Origin of the sequence: Acinetobacter sp. BY419, assembly GCF_019038395.1 — a bacterium.
In the GTDB taxonomy this organism is placed as follows: Bacteria; Pseudomonadota; Gammaproteobacteria; order Pseudomonadales; family Moraxellaceae; genus Acinetobacter.
In genome coordinates this window covers 1-15,627 of record NZ_JAGFXZ010000021.1, presented here as the reverse complement: position 1 = coordinate 15,627, position 15,627 = coordinate 1, and the positions used below count along the sequence as shown (strand labels likewise).

The window sequence follows — 15,627 nt, the reverse complement described above, 5'->3', positions numbered from 1 at the left end:
ACAACGCTAAAAAGCGAAAAAACAAAAGACGCCCCAAAACTGGAGCGCCTTTTAAAAACTACCTAATCAGTTGATTATGCAGTAATCTCTTTTACAGCTGCTACAACTGCTTCAGTGGTAATACCGAAGAACTTGAACAGATCTTTTGCAGGGGCAGATTCGCCATATGTCGTCATACCGATTACGCGACCATCAAGACCTACAAATTTCCACCAGTAATCTACATGTGCCGCTTCAACAGCCACACGTGCACGAATATTCGATGGAAGCACCGCTTCACGATAAGCGGCGTCCTGCTTCATAAACTCTTCAGCACATGGCATAGATACCACACGCACGCCTTCAAGCTGTGCATAGGCTTCCATTGCCAAAGATACTTCGGAACCAGTCGCGATGATGATAGCTTTTAATTCACCTTTTTCTTCAGCCAGTACATAACCACCTTTCGCCACGTTCTCGATTTGTGCTTGAGTTCGGGTTTGGAATGGCAAGTTCTGACGAGAGAAGATCAATGCTGTCGGACCTTCAGCACGCGTTAATGCAGATTTCCACGAAATTGCTGCTTCAACGGTGTCACATGGACGCCATGTGTTCAGGTTTGGCGTATTACGAAGTGATGCAATCTGTTCAACAGGTTGATGCGTTGGACCATCTTCCCCCAGACCAATTGAGTCATGCGTATAAACATGAATCACACGCTGTTTCATCAATGCAGACATACGTACTGCATTACGTGCATATTCCATAAACATCAGGAATGTAGCTACATAAGGGATGAAACCGCCATGCAGTGCAACACCATTGGCAATAGCAGTCATACCGAATTCACGTACGCCGTAGTGTACATAGTTACCTGCCGGATTATCCTGTACGCCTTGCGCACCTTTCCAAAGCGTCAGGTTAGAACCTGCAAGATCTGCAGAACCGCCTAGCACTTCTGGCAATAACGGAACAAGTGCTTGCAATGCATTTTGGCTTGCTTTACGTGTCGCAATCGTTTCAGCTTTGGCATTCACTTCTGCAATATAGGCATCCGCTTTTGCAACGAAGTCAGCCGGTAATTCACCCGATAAACGACGTTTAAGCTCAGCAGCTTCAGTTGGATATTTTGCAGCATAGGCAGCAAATTTTTCGTTCCACGCTGCTTCAGCTGCAGCACCTTTGGCTTTCGCATCCCAAGCTGCGTAAACATCTTCAGGAATCACGAAGGCTTCGTCAGTCCAGCCTAATGCTTCACGCGTCAGGATGATTTCGTCATGACCCAGTGGTGCACCATGACTGTCTTCTTTACCCTGTTTGTTTGGTGAACCCAAACCAATCACTGTTTTACAGATGATGATCGTTGGTCGAGCAGTTTCAGCTTTGGCTTCTAAAGTTGCGGCACGTAAAGCATCAGCATCGTGACCATCAACTCTAATGACTTGCCAGCCGTATGCCAGGAAGCGTTGTTCTGTATCGTCAGAGAACCAGCCTTCCACTTCGCCATCAATCGAGATGCCATTGTCATCGTAGTAAGCAATCAGTTTGCCCAGACCCAATGTACCTGCCAAAGAACATGCTTCGTGAGAAACACCTTCCATTAAACAGCCATCGCCCAGGAAGCAGTAAGTGAAGTGATCTACAACCTGAAGGTCATCTTTGTTAAATTGTGCAGCTAAAGTTTTTTCAGCCAGTGCAAAACCAACAGCATTTGCGATGCCTTGACCTAAAGGACCAGTCGTCGTTTCAATCCCTGGTGCATAACCCAATTCCGGGTGACCAGGTGTTTTAGAATGAAGTTGACGGAATGCTTTTAGATCTTCAATTGAAAGATCATAGCCCGTTAAATGAAGAAGCGCATATTGAAGCATAGAGCCATGACCATTTGATAATACAAAACGGTCACGGTTTGCCCAATTCGGGTTGGTCGGGTTATGGTTCATGAATTCACGCCAAACCACATCAGCGATATCTGCCATCCCCATTGGAGCACCTGGATGTCCTGAGTTTGCTTTTTGCACAGCATCCATTGCCAATACACGAATTGCGTTTGCAATACGACGTTCATTAAGCGGGGTTGTCATAAATCAGAGTCCAAAATATTCAGAAATAGGAAATGATGAAAAGACTTTCAAAACTGCTGCCTATTGTCTTAAAAAAACAGCGAGGGGTAAAGACTAACCAACAATATTTATTGGTTTATTGGGTGTCTCTTGCCTTATCGTACAATTATTCCACATTTCTTCTTCAGCTTTGATTCGCTCTGCTGCTTTTCAGGTTGAATTATCCCGCATCTCACTATTGAGTTTATTTTCAGTCTTCAGCTTTTAAGCTGTTAAACATGATTGACTTTATGCTGGTTTTGTCTCTATTTCATACTTCTTAAATTAGTCTTTTTGAAGAAAATTTATAGATTTAACTGAGCTATACATGATGTAATTTTTAATTAATATTGATCAGAATATTTGCATATCCATATAAAATTCTAATTTGCTTAGGCTAAATTTTGATATCCACAGATATTATTGTCCCTGACAATCTTTAGGCAAATAACGCTGCTGAATATCAGTTGAGTAACATTTACCACTATATACATCAAAGGCAAGTGATTTCCCGCGAATCGCGGTATCCACACCCTGCTGTCGCATTTTGAACTCGATCCGGCACGCAGCGTTAATGATAACTTTTTCGATATATTGACTACGACCACCAATCTGGCGTCCAGCATCACAGGGTTGATCCGAGGCAATGAACTGGGTTCGATATGCTCCAGCCTGCTGAAACACTTCTGCCAATTGCGTACGCACGACATAGCCTTGATAAGTCATAAAAGCCATTGTGGCTAAAATCGCGATGATTATAAGCACCATCAGTACTTCAATCAGGGTAAATGCCTTTTGATACATGATTTCTGATCTCCGTATAGTCTTGCTCCAAGAAGTCCATACAAAAATATGTAGCCATTCATAAGCGGTGAATGTTGAAGACTTAGGCTAAATATGAATACATACCCGAACATCGACAAGACAGTTGGTCGCATGACACAGCATCTGGATTTTCTTTATTGATGTAATGATCACTTGCTTAAATAAGGTTTGAATTTTTAGCTTTATATTTTTTCTATCATCTAGTTTTTAAATTTAATTTGAAATCTAACAATTTAATTTTGCGCCTGTCTGAAGCGTTAAAATATTATTGTTTCTTATTCCCTAATCTATAATGCTGACTAAATAGACATATCAATTTTTTTAATTCTATTAATCAATTAAAAACACAATAATTTGAAACAATTTCGACCAATTTTGTCGTGTTAAGCTAGTCCTAGAGCGCAACTCGATGTAACATACCGGGTCTTTAAAATTAACTGTGATAGGACTATGCGCGAGTACGCTGTATTTACTTCGGAATCTGTAAGCGAAGGCCATCCAGATAAAATGGCTGACCAAATCAGTGATGCTATTTTGGATGCAATCTTAAAAGAAGACCCATATGCACGGGTTGCTTGTGAAACGCTTGTAAAAACAGGTGCGGTTGTACTTGCCGGTGAAATCACAACGACAGCAAATGTTGATTTTGAGGCAATTGTACGTCATACCGTAAACGGAATTGGTTATCACCATTCTGATCTTGGTTTTGATGGTTCAACCTGCGCCGTGATCAACATGATTGGTAAACAGTCCCCTGAAATTGCTCAAGGTGTAGACCGTCAAAAACCTGAAGATCAGGGTGCCGGTGACCAAGGCCTGATGTTCGGTTATGCAAGCCGTGAAACTGATGTACTGATGCCTGCCCCGATTTCATATGCACATCGCTTGATGGAAAAACAGGCTGAATTACGCCGTAATGGCACGTTGCCATGGTTACGTCCAGACGCAAAAAGTCAGGTAACTTTTGCTTATGAAAATGGTGTGCCAGTACGTTTAGATGCTGTAGTTCTTTCGACTCAACATGATCCTGAAATCACTCAAGCGAACCTGAAAGAAGCTGTGATTGAAGAAATCGTGAAAAAAATCATTCCTGCTGACATGTTCCATGCAGACACTAAATTCCATATTAACCCAACGGGAATGTTTGTGATTGGTGGCCCTGTCGGTGACTGTGGTTTGACTGGCCGTAAAATTATCGTAGACACCTACGGTGGTATGGCGCGTCACGGTGGTGGTGCTTTCTCGGGTAAAGACCCCTCAAAAGTTGACCGTTCTGCCGCTTATGCAGGTCGTTATGTTGCGAAAAACATCGTGGCTGCCGGCCTGGCTGACAAGTGTGAAATTCAGGTATCTTATGCGATTGGTGTTGCTGAACCAACTTCAATTTCCATCAATACCTTCAATACTGCGAAAGTATCTGAAGAGTTGATTATTGCGTTGGTACGTGAACACTTCGACCTACGTCCATATGGTATTACCCGTATGCTTGACCTGATCCAGCCGATGTACAAGCAAACTGCTGCTTATGGTCACTTTGGCCGTGAAGGTTCCGATACTGCCTTTACCTGGGAAAAAACAGATAAAGTGGAAGCGCTTAAAGCCGCTGCCGGCCTGTAATTTATTCCTGAAAAAGCCCGCTCTATGCGGGCTTTTTTATGCTTTAAATCAGGTTCGATGAAAATTAAAATAATTTAGCTACAAAATCCCAATCGCATACCCACCTTCTTTAAACCTTATAAAAGTTACATTTGATCAACAATTTTTGATCTATTTTCTAGCATAAATTCAAATAAATAGCTGTTAAATTAGATCTCAGCTCTACAACAACAAAAGGATATTACTCGATGAAAAAACTACTTATTGCTTTAGGTTTAGTTACAACTGTTGCCCTGGTAGGCTGTAATAAAGAAAAAGCGCCTGAAACAGGTGCCACTACAGGTGAACATCTAGAAAATGCCGCAGATCAAGCCGGTCATGATATCAAAGAAGATACACGTGAAGCTGAAGTCAAAACAAAACAGGCTCTGGATAAGGCAGCAGAAGAAACTGCTAGAGCTGCCGATGATGCAGCTGCTGCAGCTTCCCGCGCCGCGGATGCCACTGCTGAAGCAGCACGAAAAGCAACTGCTTCTACCGCTGCGGCAGTTGAAGATGGTGCTCAAGACGTGCGGGAAAAAGCTGAAAACTGATTTTAGCGTTCAGCTTGATATTGAAAAGCCTGCAAACTGCAGGCTTTTTTATCAAAGATGATTTTAGATATTGAATTCGCTAAAGTTAAAGCTGCTTGATTTGTTGAGGAAATCAATGCTTTAGCTACACAAGACCATAAGATCAGTTAAGCTAATAAAACTTATCAACTATTAGAATGACTTAATCGTGATTCATTTGGCAAAACAGGCTGTATTTAAGCTGAAATTCAGTAGAATACCAGCCTTTATTTTAAAATTTAATCTCTCATGTCAGTCATTGTTGCTGCTACCCAAAGGTCGAATATTTCGGTCTGGGTGGCTTTTATTTTGCTTATCATTGGTACGATCGGTGCCTATCAAATCGTAGGCTTAAATCAAGCCCTGTTATTCTTGATTGGTGGTGCACTGGGTATGACCCTGTACCATGCCTCATTTGGTTTTACCTCGAGCTGGCGTGTCTTTATCAAGGAGCGTCGCGGTCGTGGTTTACGTGCCCAAATGATTATGCTCGCGCTGGCAGTATTGTTATTCTTCCCGGCTTTAGGTGCAGGTGAATTGTTTGGCAATCCGGTCAAAGGTAACGTTAACCCTGTTTCTATGTCAGTCATGATTGGTGCCTTTATTTTTGGCATCGGCATGCAGCTGGGTGGCGGTTGCGCATCAGGGACGCTGTATACCGTGGGTGGCGGTAGTGCACGTATGCTGGTAACCCTCTTGTTCTTCTGTATCGGCTCTGTAATTGCAACCTCGCACTTAGACTGGTGGTTTGCCCTGCCACATCTTGAACCAATTTCACTGGTAGAAAGTTTGGGTGTAATCCCTGGATTATTATTGAGTTTTATGGTTTTTGCCATCATTGCTGTGACGACTATTTATTTCGAAAAGAAACGTCATGGCAGTCTCGAAATTGAGCCTAGCAGTGAACACAAAGGCTGGAAGCGCTTTACTCGTGGTCCATGGCCTCTGATTTGGGGCGGTATTATCCTGACCTTACTCAACTTTGCTACGCTAGCACTGGCGGGTCGTCCTTGGGGTGTGACCTCTGCCCTCGCGGTTTGGGGTGCAAAAGGCGCTACGCTAGTCGGTGTTGATGTAGCTGCTTGGGATTACTGGCAACAAGCAGATAATGCAAAAGCTCTGGCCAACTCACTCTGGTATGACATCACTTCGATGATGAACTTTGGCATCATGCTGGGTGCTTTGTTGGCGGCCAGTCTGGCAGGTAAATTTGCGCCAAATCTAAATATTCCAAGACGCTCCCTGATTGCTGCTGTCATAGGTGGTTTACTGCTCGGTTACGGCGCACGATTAGCTTATGGCTGTAATATTGGTGCATATTTCAGTGGTATTGCCTCAGGTAGCTTGCATGGCTGGTTATGGTTGGTCTTCGCTTTTATTGGTAATGGGATTGGGGTAAAACTTCGTCCGATCTTCTTCCCGAATGAAAAACCCCAGCCTGAAAAACTGACCGGCTGTTAATGGTTGAAATCAAAAGCCCATCGGAAATAATGGGCTTTTTTCTGACTTCAGGATTTAAAGCGCAGCTTTTAAATTACAGCCATAACCCATGATCTGCTGTACCTGACGATAAGTGGTATAGCGATCCATAATAAAATTATAAAAATGGTCAGCATCTGAAAAATCGTCTTTTAAATTTTCATTCGCAGCATTCGGCAGTTTGATGTCATCGACCAGGTCCAAATTGTAATGCCCCAAACGGTACATATCTGCAAAATAAGCATTCATCATATCGCAATAGGCCATTTTAGTTGGTTTTAATGCCGTACTGCTGACCAAGTGGCGGTTCAAGCTTTGCAAATTATTCACATCTAAAGGAAACTGATGCGCGAAAGCAATGCTTTCTACTTTTTTAAATTTCTGAAAATCCTGCGCTAACTGGAGATTGAGTGTATCAAAACGTTGCTGCAGTTCTTGTGCCGTCTGAACCTGATACTTGACTGGATCCACAACAGGTTTTTGTACTTGTTCCGAACATGCAGTTAATCCAACAAGCAGCGCCAATGACGTTAGCCATACCTTCATGTCTATACACTCAATTTAAATATATAAACACCTATTATGCCTCAAAGCAGCCAGATGTATTGTTTAAAGTGTTTTCTTATTCATATAGCGCCAGTAACGCTTCGGCACATATTGAATATGCAATTTCATGTTCTTGCTCGCCTGAATATTCACACTGTTAAAATAATCCTTCCAGAGCTCGTCATATAGTAACTCTTCCTCATCCAGTTCAATACTGAAGGACTGATTGTGACCAATCTGGATGTGTTGATCGATCACTTCAGCATTCATTTCGACCTGATGCATCTGCTCTAAATCATAATAAATACCGTAATTACGCTGCTCATCGTAAATCAGCCAGGGTTGATCCTGATAGCGCTCCTAAAATGTCGGGAAATAATAGGCAAGACATTAAAATCCGGTCTGATCAGACTTAGAAACAATCTATCTCTGGCTTTTTTAAAGCGCACAAAAGCCTCCATACGATGCTTTTCCCGGCCCACTTGCTTGGCCCTGCGACATGCCGATGACGGCAGGATGACCATAGTCTTTATCGACGGGTCGCTGGTTTTGAAATACATAGACTGCAAAATCAAACAGAGTCTGAAACGCTGCTTCCTGTTCTGCCAGAAAAGTGTAGTAAAAGGCATGCAAACTGCTGGAAGATATTTTCTGCTTCAATCCCTGCAAGACCCGTTGTCTATGTTGATCACTGGAATGCGACATGGATAAATTCATCAAACAGGCCATTTTGCCCTTGAGGATTGGCGGTGATGCGGGCATCCAGTTCTTTAAACTCGAAAGCACGAAATACACAACTGAGCAAGCCTGTCATGCTGCCATCAAAACAGTAGCAGGCCATCAGAATGCCAGTCCAAGCTGCGGCGATAATTGCTGCTGATGGATCTGATGCGATTGCTGATCTTTCTTGAATTTCGGCGTATCGGCACAGCGGATAAAATGCTGCGCCCGATTATAAGCCACGCCCATACGTTTTAACTGATCAATATGAAGCTGACCAAAACGGCATGCCTGCACAATTTTTTTGGCCGAACACACCCCAACCCCCAGAACCCGTAAAATCATTTTATAATCTGCTCGGTTAATCTCCACCGGAAAGGCTTCAGGATGACGCACGGCCCAACTGAGTTTGGGATCAATATCCAGATTCGGATGCTGATCATCGACAATTTTATCGGCAGAAAAATCATAAAAACGCATCAGCCAGTCGGATTGATAGAGACGATTTTCTCTTAATAATGGCGGTGCGGAACCGACTGCAGGCAAGGCTTTTTCTTCAAGATTAATCGGAATATAGCCGGAGAAATACACCCATTTCAGTTTGAAATCCTTGTAATGCCGATCGGCCATCAAAATAATATCCTGGTCGGTTTCACTATGTGCTCCGACCACCATCTGTGTGGTTTGCCCGGCAGGCACAAATCTTGGCACCGACTTGATTAGCTTGCGTTCATCTTTGAGCTGGATTAACTGGTCTCGTACAATTCCTAAGTCTTTTTGTACTTCGGCATGGGTTTTCTCAGGCGCAAATTTCTGTAATCCGGCTTCAGTCGGCATTTCCAGATTAATACTCATACGGTCTACATACAGTCCGGCTTCGGTAGTGATTTCCTGTGAAGTACCCGGAATGGTTTTCAGATGGATATAGCCATTAAAGTTTTCTTCTAGTCTTAATTTTTTGACTGCCTGTAGCATCCGTTCCATGCTGTGATCGGCCGATTTAAAAATACCGGAGCTTAAAAACAGACCCTCAATATAATTACGGCGATAAAAATTCATGGTCAAATCTACAACTTCCTGTACGGTAAATGCAGCACGCTGGACATCATTGGAACGGCGCGAGACGCAATAGGAACAGTCAAAAATACAGACATTGGAATACAGGATTTTCAGCAAGGAAACACAGCGGCCATCTTCAGTATAGCTATGACAGATGCCATTTCCGGTATTGCCCACGCCCTTCTCTTTGTTTTTACGATTACTTCCACTGAATAAACACGACACATCACACTTGGCAGCATCGGCTAAAATTTGCATTTTTTCACGGATACGATCAGACGCTTAGAAAGAGTTGACCAAAATACTATTATAAAGTCTTAAATTACGGCTCTATAGGCGCTCCGTCATGCTAGCGACAAAACGTGCCGTAAGAGGTGTAAACACCAAATAAACAAAGTTTAAGTATTTCAAAATAAAATAACCAATATGATTTGCTTAATATTGTGCTCAAAGGCAAAGTAAAAGCATAACAAGGAGCAAATCTATGTCTTTATTAGAAAATCTCGGAATTAAACATCCTATTTTCTTGGCACCGATGGCAGGTGTCTCCACACCTGAGCTTGCAGCCGAAGTGTCCAATCAAGGCGGCTTGGGTTCACTGGGCTTGGGGGCCAGCAGTATCGAAGCAGCACGACAACAGATTTTAAAAACTCAGGAATTGACAGATCACCCTTTTCAGGTAAATTTTTTCTGTCATGAGAGCGTGCCTTTAGAGGAAACTGTCGCGCAAGCCTGGATCGCACAGTTTAAAGATAAGTTTGCAGAATATGGGGTACAGGCACCCGACCATTTAAATTGTATTTATACAAGTTTTAAAGACAATGATGATTCGCTGAATCTGGTGCTGGAAACCAAGCCACAGGCTGTTAGCTTTCATTTTGGTATCCCGCATCTGCATCAGATTCAGGCCTTAAAGCAGGCCGGAATTCTGACTATGGTATCTGCGACAAATTTTGCCGAAGCCAAGGCTATTGAAGCAGCCGGAATTGATATCATTATTGCACAAGGTATTGAGGCCGGCGGACACCGCGGGATTTTCTCTACTAAGTTTGATGCCTCAGTCAAAACTTCCAATCTGGTGAAGCTGATCAAACGGCATTCTTCCCTGCCGATTGTAGCAGCAGGCGGAATCATGGATGGTCAGCAGGCAAGACAGATGCTGGATTTTGGTGCCGATGCCGTGCAACTGGGGACTGCATTTGTACAGTGCAAATCTTCCAATGCCAATGAGGCCTATCGTAAAGCGTTACTTTCCAGGCCACTTACTCAAGTGAGCGCCAGTATTTCCGGTCGTCCTGCACGCGGAATCATCAACCACTGGCATATTGAAGTTGACACACCAGACCGGCTGGATGTTCCGGCTTATCCTTATACTTATGATCTGGCCAAACAATTACATGCCGCCGCAGCCAAACAGGGCGATCAGGGTTATGGCGCCTTCTGGGCAGGCTCAAATGTGGCACAGATTCGTGAAATGGAAGCTTCTGATCTGATTAACCAACTTGTTCTGGAAATGAGACATCCTTAATAGGATATAGTGCAATCATAAAAAACCTCTCCAATAGGAGAGGTTTTTAATTTATTCAGATTTCAGTGTGTAAGTCGATGCCAGGCGTCTTTGACTGCAAACTTGGCTTCTTCCCAATTTAAGCGGGAATCACCTTTCACCTGTTCCCACTTGGTACGTAATTCAGGTTCCGCATGATCAAAATCAGTATCACGATCATACATCGCACGGTTTTCATAACCCACACGATAGGCCCCACGATAATCACGGTCATAATCTAGATCGCTATATGTAGTCCGTGTTTCATTAAAATACGGGCGGTTATGATACTCATCTCTCCAGTAGTTATCTTCAGCACTGAGATGATCTGGATGTTGATAGTTATCTGCTTCAGGTAAATTCTCTGGATGCTGGTAATTATCTGTCTGCTTTTGATGATCCGGCGTTGCAATGTCATTACCTGCAATACCGCCAACAATTCCACCAATAATACCACCTACCACTGCACCTGGAGGGCCACCTACCAAACCTGCAACGGCCCCTATAGCAGCCCCACCTAAAGTACCGGCACCTGTCGCAGCCAGGTTATCCTTACCTTCATTCATATCTGGAACATGAGGATTATCTTTCACGGGTGTATTCAAATCTGGACGTGCATTGGTATCTGTAGGATTTATATTCAGGCCTTCACTACGTTCTTGTGGCAATTCAGTTGACGTTTTATGACTAAATTCTGTAACTGGACGATTGGTATTTGTCATATAAATCTCCCTCAATGATAACAATCAACCAGACGATTCACATCTGGTTCATATATAGATAGGTTCATCATAGAGGAAGCTTCAGTAAGCAATGTCCAAGTCCTGTCCAGTTTAAGTGAACAAAATATGTTGCTCTGTATTAGACAGGCTGAAGTGTAAACAGAATGCTAAAATCCGCCTGCTCAAGATAAAAAAGGTAGGGATTTCACACAAAAAATATTAATAGCTTCGCAGATTTTTGCCAGTTATTACTTGGTTTCCAGTAAATTCACCTGCTCGACCTGTACATCATTCATGGTTAAACCATGTTCCAGCAGGGCATTAAAATAATCTTCTACCACACGATATTGATCAGCCGTGTTTTCTACCTGATACATATTCTGGCGAAATTCATTACTGGAACGCAGACCTTTGGTGTACCAGGCAATATGTTTACGGGAAATTCGGCAGCCAGAATACTCGCCATAGAACTCATATAATTCTGCCAAATGTCCTAGTAGTACATTTTTAACTTCTGCAATACTCGGTGCATCCAGATGTTGACCGGTTTTTAAATAATGTGCAATTTCACGAAAGATCCAGGGCCGACCTTGTGCTGCACGACCAATCATAATCGCATCTGCACCAGTATAATCCAGTACATATTTGGCTTTTTCAGGACTATCGATATCACCGTTGGCAATTACGGGAATATTCAATATTTCCTTCACATCTTTAATGAGTGAATAACGTGCGGTATTCAGGTACATGTCTTCACGGGTACGGCCATGCAAGGCGAGCGCTGCAATTCCGGCTTGTTCAGCACGTTTTGCAACCCGCATAATATTTTCCTGACCATTCAAATACCCGAGACGGGTTTTCAAAGTCACCGGTACATCCACTGCAGCAACGACAGTATCCAGAATGCGTGCCACCAGACCTTCATCCTGCAACAAAGCTGAACCAGCCAGTCGGTTACAGACCTTTTTGGCTGGACAGCCCATATTAATATCCACAATTTGTGCGCCATTGGCTACCTGATAACGTGCAGCCTCGGCCAGATCATGCGGGTCTGAACCGGCAATCTGCGCCGAGATTGGTGCCAGCTCTCCATCAAAATTGGCACGATATAGGCTTTTTTTACTCATGCGCAAAGTTTTGTCGGATGTCATCATTTCACTAACCGCATGGCCTGCACCAAAGTATTTACACAAGGTTCTAAACGGACGGTCGGTCACACCTGCCATGGGAGCCACCCAAAGTTTCCTATCTATTGATCTTCCAAACAATTCTTCAATTACATTGTTTTTGCTCAAAATCTTTAACCTCGTTTAACTTTGTTTAGCCGCATCGTAGTGAATTTTAGTGTCCTTTGATTACACCTTACTTGCACCCCAATATTTTAATGATGCAAATTCATGGGAACTGTCACTAGGCGACAAACAAAAGATGGAACACCTCAGTATAGAGCTCAAGTCCGTGTACAACGTCAAGGCTACCCTAAATTAAAAAAGTCCGAGACCTTCAGCAAGAAATCATTAGCTAAGGACTGGATTTAACGTACAGAAGCAGAAATCGAATTGTACCCTGAAAAAATCTTGAATACGGCAGTGCAAATAAAGCACAAAATACTCAGAGAATTCATTTTTCAGTATTTGGAAGAAGCAGGCAGCTTTGCCAGGACAAAAACAGGAGCACTACAGCATATCGCTAGTTTAGATATTTCCGAGAAGAATATCTATTCTTTAGCACGACAAGACTTTTCTGATTATGCAATTATGCATAGAAAAAGTGATCCCGTGAAAGGAACTGCTGGTTTAGCACCTGCACATATTAAAGACTAAGTAATATCAAGGCCGTTATTGTGCATGTGAAGTTTGCATGGTGAACTGCTAGAGACTGTACTGATTGAATTTGAGATGGCGCTCATGAAACTATACATTGCCGTAGGATCAGTACAAACGGGCAGGTACATGTGCTGATTCTACCCAGAAAAAAAATGTAATCTTATAGAAAGACAAAAGCGCCCGCTCAGTTGAGAGAAATGAATTACTGAAAATGGCCAAAAGTTTAGGAACAATGATCTGAAAAAATAGGCAGGTTATCACCGTCAAAGTTGGATAGAAAACAAAATGTATTACATTAACTTATGAGGAGATGCCCCCAATGCAAAGAACTTTCACCGCCAGGTCAATGCAATTCCTGCACCTATAGCCATGCTCAAAAGTTTCACGGAATCAGGTCGACTTCATATCCAAGAAGCCACTTAAATTTAAGCAGGTTAGGTAGCTTTATCTTTTAAATTTTTATGCAACAAAGCCCTGTCTATTTGCTGTACGCCTTAGCTCAAAAAGCCATCCTGAAGAAACTTAAGGCTGGCTTTTTGAGCAGCCCCTTAACTGCATTGCAACATGCCAATATTGAAGGCATCTACTGAATCGATATTAACGATTATGCTGGTTTGACTGGAAGGAACTTTGACCCCATTAACCCAATACGCCGCATTTTTGAGGTGAAGAAACTGGATTTCTTCCATTGGTATTTCTGGAATTTCACCTTTTTTCTGAACTATCTCGGCATCAATAATATCCACGTGGTATTTCAATGTCGCATTCTGTTCGAGGGTGAAGAATTCACTTCTAGATATTAATTCACCACTAATCAGCTGACCATTTACACTCAAAGTAATAGGTAGTGTCTCCTTCTTCTCTACAACGAGAGAATCGTTTGCATTAACAACCAGCACTCTTAATAAACCATTTTTCATATTTATCCCTATATTTTTTAAACTTTACTACGATTTCACTTCATATGAGAAAGAAATACTTTCTTATCTTTTCTTTAGCACTATATAACCAATCTTTAGCTGGGTACTTATACTTAACCATAATTATACGAAGGTGATTCTTAATGATTTAAGACTTAATTTAGCACCTGTACCAGAGCCTAACTAATAGAATGTCCAATGACTTTCCTCACCCATTTCATAAACAGTCAGCTTAAAGTTAGTAGTATTCCCCTCAATCATAAGAACTTTTACTTTGTTAGCGAGTCAAACTTCCACCTTTTATTATTTATATAATAAATAAAGTGAACACTTGATAACATTAAGACTGCCAAAAATTTACTGTATCTTACAAATGAAAAAATGGCAGCCCCCCCCCGTTAAAGCAGGCTTTATTTATACACCCTCACCTATAACTGCATTCCATATACTAAAAATAAAATGTTTAATCACTAGGAGTTACTGATTTTTTAAAACAATAACAAAAAAAATCTTTAGATAATTGCTCTTACATAACCCGGTATATCTATAACTTTAAGCTTGACTATCTTACATATCCGGACATAGCTGATACATGTGGGTTTTAATTTAGACTATACGCTGAAATCTAGTCTTAGAAACGGAGAGAAAATTCAAATGAAAAAGTATTCGCAAGTTCTATTACTAAGTTTATTCGGACTCACTGGAACTTTAGCTATTGCAGCTGAACCTATACCCATAGAAGCCTCAGCTGCCGCTGAAGCACAACAAATTGCTTTAGAGTATGCAGCTGAAAAGAGAATAAATCAGAATCATCGGATGATTTAAAAAAGCCCTCTCGTAGGGCTTTATATTTTTCACATCCAGCTTGGTGTACAAGCGCTCTTCCAAGATAACTCAAACTGTGTTTGATCTATCCCGTTTTCTAAAAGGACTATATTTTTATCCAGCACAATAAAACGCTGAAAAGCATTAGTAATGTTACCTCCTTCTTTTTTATAACTAACTTCCCCGCAATCTCTTATTTGATTACGAAATTTAGCCGAATCAGGATTTAGAAGGAATTTTTTGGTTATCGCTCTTGCAGATTTGAGCTGCTGTTCTATCAATACGTTCGGATCAGGTTTCTGCTCGTTGAATTCCTGATAGCTGCAACCTGCTAATATTGCAATAAATATCAATATACCTAAATTCTTCATAAAGCGCCGTCTCTTTATTTAGAGCGAAACTTTACATTATTTTTTTAATTTACCCGATTACATTTCCAGATACTTTTGTAATATTATGTTTAGCCATTTTAAGTATTTTTCTATCGAAATATTAGATAATTACTTAGGGGTTCAATTGTTAAAAAACCATGGTTTGGAGTAATGCTTTTCTAATTGAATGTCTGTCCTATGGAGTAAATAATTAAAGATATAACTAATATAGCTAATCCAACTATAAAGATTTCAATTTTATTCATTAGAGTTTTTATTCTTATAATAAGCTTAATATCTTTTATATTCTTATTAAAGGATGATGGGAATAACAAAAGATTCCAAAACCATTGGTCATAAATATAATTAATTGGTAAGCGTCCGCTGAACCCCACTTTTCTTATCTGCTTAACATCCCGATAGTGTCCATTATTTATTAAATGGACATCATGTTTATGGTCTTAGACACTATTATAGACACTGAACAAACGATAAAGCGA

The 15,627-nt window shown here is 41.6% G+C and carries 13 protein-coding genes and 2 pseudogenes; 6 read left to right on the top strand and 9 right to left on the bottom strand.

The features are described 5' to 3' along the window. Positions 1 to 74: 74 nt before the first annotated feature. Together tkt and KUG37_RS09440 are read right to left on the bottom strand one after the other, a co-directional pair. Positions 75 to 2,063, bottom strand: coding sequence for a transketolase (gene tkt, locus KUG37_RS09445; RefSeq protein WP_216935640.1), 1,989 nt, complete (start codon positions 2,061 to 2,063; stop codon positions 75 to 77). 438 nt (positions 2,064 to 2,501) lie between these two features. Beyond that, positions 2,502 to 2,885: a prepilin-type N-terminal cleavage/methylation domain-containing protein gene (locus KUG37_RS09440; RefSeq protein WP_216935639.1), complete on the bottom strand. Its 384-nt coding sequence runs from the start codon at positions 2,883 to 2,885 to the stop codon at positions 2,502 to 2,504. A gap of 471 nt (positions 2,886 to 3,356) precedes the next feature. Between KUG37_RS09440 and metK the strand changes: the two genes are divergently transcribed. The 3 genes from metK to KUG37_RS09425 all read left to right on the top strand — a co-directional run bounded on the left by metK (position 3,357) and on the right by KUG37_RS09425 (position 6,574). Continuing rightward, entirely contained in the window at positions 3,357 to 4,523 is a 1,167-nt protein-coding gene (metK, locus tag KUG37_RS09435; RefSeq protein ID WP_216935638.1) for a methionine adenosyltransferase, read from the top strand. A 227-nt stretch (positions 4,524 to 4,750) separates the two neighbouring features. Further along, a complete protein-coding gene (locus tag KUG37_RS09430; RefSeq protein ID WP_216935637.1) occupies positions 4,751 to 5,095 on the top strand; it encodes a hypothetical protein in 345 nt (114 codons plus the stop codon). A gap of 267 nt (positions 5,096 to 5,362) precedes the next feature. Then, positions 5,363 to 6,574: a YeeE/YedE family protein gene (locus KUG37_RS09425; RefSeq protein WP_216935636.1), complete on the top strand. Its 1,212-nt coding sequence runs from the start codon at positions 5,363 to 5,365 to the stop codon at positions 6,572 to 6,574. A 54-nt stretch (positions 6,575 to 6,628) separates the two neighbouring features. Here KUG37_RS09425 and KUG37_RS09420 read toward each other — a convergent pair whose 3' ends face one another. The 3 genes and pseudogenes from KUG37_RS09420 to KUG37_RS09410 all read right to left on the bottom strand — a co-directional run bounded on the left by KUG37_RS09420 (position 6,629) and on the right by KUG37_RS09410 (position 9,175). Further along, positions 6,629 to 7,138: a hypothetical protein gene (locus KUG37_RS09420; RefSeq protein WP_216935635.1), complete on the bottom strand. Its 510-nt coding sequence runs from the start codon at positions 7,136 to 7,138 to the stop codon at positions 6,629 to 6,631. A gap of 63 nt (positions 7,139 to 7,201) precedes the next feature. Continuing rightward, positions 7,202 to 7,979, bottom strand: a pseudogene (locus KUG37_RS09415) (TIGR03915 family putative DNA repair protein). Beyond that, complete coding sequence (locus tag KUG37_RS09410) at positions 7,979 to 9,175, bottom strand: putative DNA modification/repair radical SAM protein (protein WP_216935633.1); 1,197 nt, start codon at positions 9,173 to 9,175, stop codon at positions 7,979 to 7,981. The pseudogene KUG37_RS09415 and the gene KUG37_RS09410 overlap by 1 nt, the downstream one beginning before the upstream one ends. Before the next feature lie 226 nt (positions 9,176 to 9,401). Here KUG37_RS09410 and KUG37_RS09405 point away from each other — a divergent pair, with 226 nt between their 5' ends. Further along, entirely contained in the window at positions 9,402 to 10,445 is a 1,044-nt protein-coding gene (locus KUG37_RS09405) for a nitronate monooxygenase family protein (protein WP_216935631.1), read from the top strand. A 62-nt stretch (positions 10,446 to 10,507) separates the two neighbouring features. Here the strand turns inward: KUG37_RS09405 and KUG37_RS09400 are convergent, their stop codons facing one another. Both KUG37_RS09400 and dusB read right to left on the bottom strand, forming a co-directional pair. Continuing rightward, positions 10,508 to 11,185 (bottom strand): hypothetical protein, encoded by a 678-nt coding sequence (locus KUG37_RS09400; protein ID WP_216935629.1) that lies wholly within the window; start codon positions 11,183 to 11,185, stop codon positions 10,508 to 10,510. A gap of 248 nt (positions 11,186 to 11,433) precedes the next feature. Beyond that, positions 11,434 to 12,453 carry a tRNA dihydrouridine synthase DusB gene (dusB, locus tag KUG37_RS09395; RefSeq protein WP_302052323.1) on the bottom strand — a complete coding sequence of 340 codons (1,020 nt, stop codon included), beginning with the start codon at positions 12,451 to 12,453 and terminating at the stop codon, positions 11,434 to 11,436. A 129-nt stretch (positions 12,454 to 12,582) separates the two neighbouring features. Between dusB and KUG37_RS09390 the strand changes: the two are divergent. After that, positions 12,583 to 13,089 (top strand): annotated as a pseudogene (locus KUG37_RS09390) (site-specific integrase); the annotation flags it as partial. Positions 13,090 to 13,559: 470 nt separating this feature from the next. On the opposite strand, the gene KUG37_RS09385 reads toward KUG37_RS09390, so the two are convergent. Further along, positions 13,560 to 13,931, bottom strand: coding sequence for a hypothetical protein (locus KUG37_RS09385; RefSeq protein WP_216935625.1), 372 nt, complete (start codon positions 13,929 to 13,931; stop codon positions 13,560 to 13,562). Positions 13,932 to 14,525: 594 nt separating this feature from the next. Between KUG37_RS09385 and KUG37_RS09380 the strand changes: the two genes are divergently transcribed. Beyond that, positions 14,526 to 14,756, top strand: coding sequence for a hypothetical protein (locus KUG37_RS09380; RefSeq protein ID WP_216935696.1), 231 nt, complete (start codon positions 14,526 to 14,528; stop codon positions 14,754 to 14,756). 29 nt (positions 14,757 to 14,785) lie between these two features. Here KUG37_RS09380 and KUG37_RS09375 read toward each other — a convergent pair whose 3' ends face one another. After that, the gene (locus KUG37_RS09375) at positions 14,786 to 15,127 is read right to left on the bottom strand and encodes a hypothetical protein (protein ID WP_216935623.1); all 342 of its coding nucleotides are present in this window, start codon (positions 15,125 to 15,127) and stop codon (positions 14,786 to 14,788) included. Positions 15,128 to 15,627 lie beyond the last annotated feature (500 nt).

Coding starts and splice junctions, on each gene's coding strand:
- tkt (WP_216935640.1), bottom strand. CDS start 2,063: ATGACAACCCCGCTTAATGAACGTCGTATTGCAAACGCAATTCGTGTA.
- KUG37_RS09440 (WP_216935639.1), bottom strand. CDS start 2,885: ATGTATCAAAAGGCATTTACCCTGATTGAAGTACTGATGGTGCTTATA.
- metK (WP_216935638.1), top strand. CDS start 3,357: ATGCGCGAGTACGCTGTATTTACTTCGGAATCTGTAAGCGAAGGCCAT.
- KUG37_RS09430 (WP_216935637.1), top strand. CDS start 4,751: ATGAAAAAACTACTTATTGCTTTAGGTTTAGTTACAACTGTTGCCCTG.
- KUG37_RS09425 (WP_216935636.1), top strand. CDS start 5,363: ATGTCAGTCATTGTTGCTGCTACCCAAAGGTCGAATATTTCGGTCTGG.
- KUG37_RS09420 (WP_216935635.1), bottom strand. CDS start 7,138: ATGAAGGTATGGCTAACGTCATTGGCGCTGCTTGTTGGATTAACTGCA.
- KUG37_RS09410 (WP_216935633.1), bottom strand. CDS start 9,175: ATGCAAATTTTAGCCGATGCTGCCAAGTGTGATGTGTCGTGTTTATTC.
- KUG37_RS09405 (WP_216935631.1), top strand. CDS start 9,402: ATGTCTTTATTAGAAAATCTCGGAATTAAACATCCTATTTTCTTGGCA.
- KUG37_RS09400 (WP_216935629.1), bottom strand. CDS start 11,185: ATGACAAATACCAATCGTCCAGTTACAGAATTTAGTCATAAAACGTCA.
- KUG37_RS09385 (WP_216935625.1), bottom strand. CDS start 13,931: ATGAAAAATGGTTTATTAAGAGTGCTGGTTGTTAATGCAAACGATTCT.
- KUG37_RS09375 (WP_216935623.1), bottom strand. CDS start 15,127: ATGAAGAATTTAGGTATATTGATATTTATTGCAATATTAGCAGGTTGC.